12 protein-coding genes are annotated in these 4,812 nt (G+C 59.6%); 6 read left to right on the forward strand and 6 right to left on the reverse strand.

Annotated features, from left to right (window positions below):
* Positions 1 to 665: 665 nt before the first annotated feature.
* Positions 666 to 935 carry a BrnT family toxin gene (locus tag ACFOM8_RS22505; protein ID WP_377764602.1) on the forward strand — a complete coding sequence of 90 codons (270 nt, stop codon included), beginning with the start codon at positions 666 to 668 and terminating at the stop codon, positions 933 to 935.
* Positions 898 to 1,191: a hypothetical protein gene (locus tag ACFOM8_RS22510; protein ID WP_377764603.1), complete on the forward strand. Its 294-nt coding sequence runs from the start codon at positions 898 to 900 to the stop codon at positions 1,189 to 1,191. Before ACFOM8_RS22505 ends, ACFOM8_RS22510 begins: the two co-directional genes overlap by 38 nt.
* Before the next feature lie 24 nt (positions 1,192 to 1,215).
* Here ACFOM8_RS22510 and ACFOM8_RS22515 read toward each other — a convergent pair whose 3' ends face one another.
* On the reverse strand, positions 1,216 to 1,290 hold the full coding sequence (locus ACFOM8_RS22515; RefSeq protein WP_377764612.1) for a DUF4113 domain-containing protein: 75 nt from the start codon (positions 1,288 to 1,290) through the stop codon (positions 1,216 to 1,218).
* Between the two features lie 223 nt (positions 1,291 to 1,513).
* Between ACFOM8_RS22515 and ACFOM8_RS22520 the strand changes: the two genes are divergently transcribed.
* On the forward strand, positions 1,514 to 2,176 hold the full coding sequence (locus ACFOM8_RS22520; RefSeq protein WP_377764604.1) for a WHG domain-containing protein: 663 nt from the start codon (positions 1,514 to 1,516) through the stop codon (positions 2,174 to 2,176).
* A gap of 121 nt (positions 2,177 to 2,297) precedes the next feature.
* Here the strand turns inward: ACFOM8_RS22520 and ACFOM8_RS22525 are convergent, their stop codons facing one another.
* On the reverse strand, positions 2,298 to 2,549 hold the full coding sequence (locus ACFOM8_RS22525) for a hypothetical protein (RefSeq protein ID WP_347140368.1): 252 nt from the start codon (positions 2,547 to 2,549) through the stop codon (positions 2,298 to 2,300).
* A gap of 65 nt (positions 2,550 to 2,614) precedes the next feature.
* Between ACFOM8_RS22525 and ACFOM8_RS22530 the strand changes: the two genes are divergently transcribed.
* Positions 2,615 to 2,776, forward strand: coding sequence for a hypothetical protein (locus ACFOM8_RS22530; protein WP_377764605.1), 162 nt, complete (start codon positions 2,615 to 2,617; stop codon positions 2,774 to 2,776).
* 4 nt (positions 2,777 to 2,780) lie between these two features.
* Here ACFOM8_RS22530 and ACFOM8_RS22535 read toward each other — a convergent pair whose 3' ends face one another.
* The 3 genes from ACFOM8_RS22535 to ACFOM8_RS22545 form a co-directional block, all read right to left on the reverse strand.
* Positions 2,781 to 3,038, reverse strand: coding sequence for a hypothetical protein (locus tag ACFOM8_RS22535; RefSeq protein ID WP_377764606.1), 258 nt, complete (start codon positions 3,036 to 3,038; stop codon positions 2,781 to 2,783).
* 4 nt (positions 3,039 to 3,042) lie between these two features.
* Entirely contained in the window at positions 3,043 to 3,225 is a 183-nt protein-coding gene (locus tag ACFOM8_RS22540) for a DUF3606 domain-containing protein (RefSeq protein WP_377764607.1), read from the reverse strand.
* A 63-nt stretch (positions 3,226 to 3,288) separates the two neighbouring features.
* Positions 3,289 to 3,588 carry a hypothetical protein gene (locus tag ACFOM8_RS22545; protein WP_377764608.1) on the reverse strand — a complete coding sequence of 100 codons (300 nt, stop codon included), beginning with the start codon at positions 3,586 to 3,588 and terminating at the stop codon, positions 3,289 to 3,291.
* Between the two features lie 85 nt (positions 3,589 to 3,673).
* Here ACFOM8_RS22545 and ACFOM8_RS22550 point away from each other — a divergent pair, with 85 nt between their 5' ends.
* On the forward strand, positions 3,674 to 3,901 hold the full coding sequence (locus tag ACFOM8_RS22550; protein WP_377764609.1) for a type II toxin-antitoxin system VapB family antitoxin: 228 nt from the start codon (positions 3,674 to 3,676) through the stop codon (positions 3,899 to 3,901).
* On the forward strand, positions 3,901 to 4,344 hold the full coding sequence (locus ACFOM8_RS22555; protein WP_377764610.1) for a hypothetical protein: 444 nt from the start codon (positions 3,901 to 3,903) through the stop codon (positions 4,342 to 4,344). Before ACFOM8_RS22550 ends, ACFOM8_RS22555 begins: the two co-directional genes overlap by 1 nt.
* Before the next feature lie 276 nt (positions 4,345 to 4,620).
* Here the strand turns inward: ACFOM8_RS22555 and ACFOM8_RS22560 are convergent.
* Positions 4,621 to 4,812: hypothetical protein (locus ACFOM8_RS22560; protein WP_377764611.1), on the reverse strand; the 192-nt coding region annotated here is incomplete at its 5' end.

Raw genomic sequence — 4,812 nt, forward strand, 5'->3', positions numbered from 1 at the left:
CTCGTCGATCTTGTCCCGATCAATCTCCATGGACTGAGCATACTACGGTCAGACTGGGGCGGGAATCGGGCGGTTACTCCCCATCATCTTTCCCGGTCGAAGCTATCCAGCCTGCCGCCACCCTGTTGGCGGCGGGCCTTGCAGGGCGGCGAGCTGGACGCGCCCATCATGGAGCGAAGGGAAGCGAGACGCCCTGTGGGAAGGTTTGACCGGATCACGCAACCGCCCGCCCGGTTGCCCACAGGCTGACGCTCGATCCCTGTGGTCTCGCTTACAGCCTGCTTCGGCCTCCCGCCTCCACTCCCAAGGTCGTTGCGGCGCGAGGCTGGACAACCGGGCTACCCCGCAAGCGATCGCCACCCGAAGGGCCGAGACTGGACCCCTGGACCGACTATTGCGGTCCCGCAAAGGCTGGCTCGGGACGAGACAGGCAGCGCGGGAAAAGCTGCAAAGGAGGGGCAGGGGTCCAGGCCCGGGGCGCAGGCCGGCGACAGACGGCCGCAGCCTGGAGCGCGGTCCCGGCACAAGCCGGGATGCGGCTAAAACAGATGCCGCTCTTCCCTTGAAATGTGTACACGGATAGTGTACCTATCAATCAGTGGCTCGTAGAGGCCGAAAGCTTTCATCAAGCAGACCATGGGGGACGGCGATTAAAATGGTACCTTATGGAAATCGAATACAATGAGGCAAAGCGCCAAGCCAACATCAAGAAGCACGGAGTTGATCTGCTCTTTGGAGCGTTGATCTTTGAAGGACCGACTTTCGAGGTTCCATCTCCACGCAACGGGGAAGATCGTATCCTTGCAGTCGGCCTTGTGGATGGCGAGGTTTTTGTAACCGTCTATGTCAAACGAGGTGACGCGATCCGTCTCATTTCAACCCGGAAGGGAGGCCGTCGTGACAGACAAAGATATGAAGAAGCTCTCTCTCGATGATGTACGCGCGCTGAAGAACGCGGGCAAGTTGCACATTGACCCTCATCCACCGGAAGTCGATCTTCCCGACGACTTCTGGAAACTTGCTGAACGTGTTGAACGCGAGAACAAGAAGTCCGTTCACTTGCGCCTTGAACCAGAAGTGTTTCGCTTCTTTCAGGAGGAGGGACAGGGGAAAGGTCATATCAAGCGTATGCAGGATGTTCTTGCTGCCTATGTGAAAGCGAAAAAGAGAGAAGGTAGCCCGGCTGCATAAGTCACCTGTGCCGTTCTTCTCGCTCTACACCCGCACGGTCGGCAATTCGCTGATCCTGGCAGTGTAGCGGGGCGAGCGGTGATTGGCGCGCAAGGCCATTCACCGGCAAAGCCTTTCCGCCAGCACCATCGTCTTTCTGCCAAAGCGGTCATTGGAGCACTTGTGGCCGTTATCCGGCGCAGCCTGGAGCGCGGTCCCGGCCATGCAGGGATGCGGCATATGAGCCAAAGGGAGCGGAAAGATTTTCCTTCTCTTTCGCTTATTTCTGCACTGCCGTAAGGCAGATTACGAAACCACCCCGTCAATCACTAGTTGAACTGTTATGAACGCCACCTTTAAGCCCGGCCAACATCTGCTTTCGACCGTCATCAGCACGGCAAGCCGTCTCGCTGCAGCAACGGGTGAACTGCCGCACCTGGAGACAGTGGCTGAGGAACTTGGGGTCGAAAAGGAGTTGCTCAAGCAAGTCATCTTCGATCGCGACCATCTGCTTGTGGCGATGGCCGATGTGGCCCTGCAACAATTGCTGCACACCATTACCCGGGAGATCGCGCGGTGTTCATCACCTGTCGATCAGCTTGAGGCGATTTCTATTGCCTATGTGGACTGGGCGCGTCTCTACCCGCAGGAGTTCCGGCTTGTCGGGGAAATGCCTGCTCATGTTTTTGAGAACCATCCTCGTCTTCTGCGATATGAGCAATCGGTCCATGATCTTGTCATGAAGATCCTGCAGCGTGCCCGAAAGGAAGGCTATCTCGATCCGGACGAAGACCTGGTGATGCTGCGGGCCATGAGCCATACCTACATGTATGGCGTCATTACGAAGATGCTGCTTGGCGATCTCAGCCGCTGGACGCCTGGCTCGACCGACCAGGATGCCGCACGAACGGCTGTGCAGGTGTTCAACAGAAAAATGTTCAAGCCTGCGGCTTCGTCCTCTGATGCAAGAGCGGCAGGGTCACATTCTCACCTTAGACTGGTGTGACCGGCGCTTTGCCTCGGGACGAGAGGTCTAGGGCGACAGCCCTAGATCCGACAAACCGGGGCAATGCGCCCATTAAACCGGGTCAGGATCAGACCTTCGGATCGAAGCTGCTGCCCTGCTCCTAGCCGCATTGCGCATCATAGTCTGCCAGCAACTTGTCCATGCCCAGCATGTCGCACAAGAACCTGACCGCTTCCGGGTCATTGTCCTCTGCCTGAAAGGCCGTGGCGTAGAAATTATCGGACAAGGCTTTGAGGGCACTGGCCCGCTCGGGCGTGAGGTTTTCCTCGGTCGATGCGTATTCAATGTCGGCGGCGGCGTCACGGGCAGCCGTGACGATTGCCGCAACGATGGTTGGCAGATTTCCGGTCATTGCCTGCTCGTGTTGTGTAAGGTTTATGGCGGCCGACCAGACCGCGGAAACAGAAGGAATGGAAGATGGCAGATGATGTTGTTCGCAAGGTGGTTGGCTATCTCCGCCAGATCGAGAAGCTGGCCGAGCAAGGCGATCTTGACGGGGTTTTGCTCGAAGCGCGTCTGGCCCTTCGTCTATGCAATGCTCCGTCCAGCAGCGACGCGACCGCTGACGCAGGGGCATGAGCTGCTATCCTTCGCGGACGAACACCCCGGCTGACATCAGTGCCTGGATGAAGTCGGCCCTGACCTTTTCGGGCGTCGCATTACCTTCGGCAAAGGCGATGCAGGATCTTGCGGCGCGCAGATAGTTCGTGTCGAAGAAGTCACAATGCTCGATCAGAGCCTTACCCATGCCGTTTGCATTACTAACGATGCGAAACCGGTTGTCGGTCTCCTGGTAGGCCACAGGCCGGATCGTGCGCGGCCCTGTTGCTTGATCCGCCATGGTCTCAATCCTCAGACAGCTTGCGCTCGCCCTTTTTGCGGCTGTTGCCCTCGGACTTCACGGCGTCCCGCACCTCGTCCTTGGACACGTCCATCTTCTCGGCCTCGTAGCGGATTTCATGATCCTGTCCGGCTGCGACCTGGCGGCGATCCTGGGCGCGGCCCCGGCTTGTCTGTTCCTTGGTCATCGTTGCCTCCATACCTGTGAAGGATCAACGCGGTATTCGGTGCGATGTTTCCGCGACAGAAGGTCAGGCGCGGCGGCGCAGGATCACCAGATAGATGAACATGCCCCAAGCAAAGAGGTCGAACACGCGCTGGATATAGACCAGCACGAGGTGCAGGCCCGTGCCGATCAGGGGCACCGCCGTCAGCGCCTCGCCATGATAATAAAGCGACATGGCGAAGGCGACGTTGACCAGCAGCAGCAGGACAGCCGCAGCCTTCAGCCCGCCGAGTTCCGTGGCGGGCGTGCCGTGCGCGTAGCGCAGGGCATCGACCGGCTGCAATACCAGGAAGCTGATGCGGCCTGTCAGGGTATCGGGTGGCATGGCCGGAACCTCATTCTGACTTGCTGACAATCATGCTCGTGTATAGACTATTTTGCAAATACTGTGCATACGCATTGGAACGCACATGGGCAAGTTATCCATCCGCGATGAAGGCGTGAACGATCTGGCGGAAACGCTGGCGGAGATGCTGGGCGTCACCAAGACGGAAGCGGTGCGGCAGGCGATCCAGAACGAGATCGAGCGCATCCGCTCCATCCCGACCATCGAGGACCAGATTGCCGCCTTGCAGGATCGGGTGAAGAACTACGGCTTCAGGTCCACGCACATCGTTCCGCCAAAGGGCAAACGCTGATGTTCGTTGATAGCTCTGCCTTCCTTGCCATTCTGGGCAACAGGTCTGACGCGGCTTTGCTGGTGGAAAAGATCAAGGGCAGCCGCAAGCAATGCAAGACCTCGGCCAGCGTGCGCCTCGATGTGGTCATGGCTTTGGCTGGCAGCCGCGCGGACAAGCGCGGCGCCTCGGCCGAGGCGGTTGAACAGGCCACGGAGATTTTCGACAACCTGCTGCACATCCTGAAGGTCTATGAAATCGCGGTCAGCCCGCGCATCGCGGCTGATGGGTGCAGGCTTGCGGCCCGGTTCGGCCAGCAGGCGGAACATCCGGCGAAACTGACGATGCAAACCTGTCTGGCGCTTGCAGCCGCGGAGTCGCTGCACCTGCCAGTCCTGCACAGCAACCCGGCCATCGACCGGATCACGCAAGAAGACTGGACCGCATGGCAGACGAGGGAATAAAGAACAGCCCGATGATCTCGTATCGATTTTCCGGGAACTCTCCTGGCAACCTTACGTTGAACTAAACTCCCTACCTGTCGGAAATACCCACCCCGCCCTTTTTGGGCGGGGCTTCTTTATGGGATAACGGCGCAGCCGTCTCCGCTGTGCCGCGTCAGCGGCACCCGCGCGGATAGCGCAGGGCCAGGCGGGGCGGGGCCGGCTCGACGGCTCCGCCCCACCTGGTCAACCGGATGGGCAAGGGAAAGCCCCCGCTGCTGCTGCGGGGGCCGGGTGTCAGATCGCGCTGATAAACCGCTCTCCGCGCGTGGGGTGCATCTCGTAGATTAGAACCTCGATACCGAGGCGGGCGGCGCGGCGTTGGCCGCGCCGCTCCGCCTCAGTCAAGGTGGCGCAGATGATGGGCAGGTCGTCGGGGTCGTCCCGGATCTCGTAGGTGGTCAAAGCGCGACTCCCGGCTTGAGATTT

Origin of the sequence: Paracoccus angustae (genome assembly GCF_042648745.1) — a bacterium.
Classification (GTDB): domain Bacteria; phylum Pseudomonadota; class Alphaproteobacteria; order Rhodobacterales; family Rhodobacteraceae; genus Paracoccus; species Paracoccus angustae.

Bases quoted from the DNA above. Each gene is read 5' to 3' on its own strand.
- ACFOM8_RS22520 (WP_377764604.1), top strand. From the start codon at position 1,514: ATGAACGCCACCTTTAAGCCCGGCCAACATCTGCTTTCGACCGTCATC.
- ACFOM8_RS22525 (WP_347140368.1), bottom strand. From the start codon at position 2,549: ATGACCGGAAATCTGCCAACCATCGTTGCGGCAATCGTCACGGCTGCC.
- ACFOM8_RS22550 (WP_377764609.1), top strand. From the start codon at position 3,674: ATGGGCAAGTTATCCATCCGCGATGAAGGCGTGAACGATCTGGCGGAA.
- ACFOM8_RS22535 (WP_377764606.1), bottom strand. From the start codon at position 3,038: ATGGCGGATCAAGCAACAGGGCCGCGCACGATCCGGCCTGTGGCCTAC.
- ACFOM8_RS22540 (WP_377764607.1), bottom strand. From the start codon at position 3,225: ATGACCAAGGAACAGACAAGCCGGGGCCGCGCCCAGGATCGCCGCCAG.
- ACFOM8_RS22530 (WP_377764605.1), top strand. From the start codon at position 2,615: ATGGCAGATGATGTTGTTCGCAAGGTGGTTGGCTATCTCCGCCAGATC.
- ACFOM8_RS22545 (WP_377764608.1), bottom strand. From the start codon at position 3,588: ATGCCACCCGATACCCTGACAGGCCGCATCAGCTTCCTGGTATTGCAG.
- ACFOM8_RS22555 (WP_377764610.1), top strand. From the start codon at position 3,901: ATGTTCGTTGATAGCTCTGCCTTCCTTGCCATTCTGGGCAACAGGTCT.
- ACFOM8_RS22505 (WP_377764602.1), top strand. From the start codon at position 666: ATGGAAATCGAATACAATGAGGCAAAGCGCCAAGCCAACATCAAGAAG.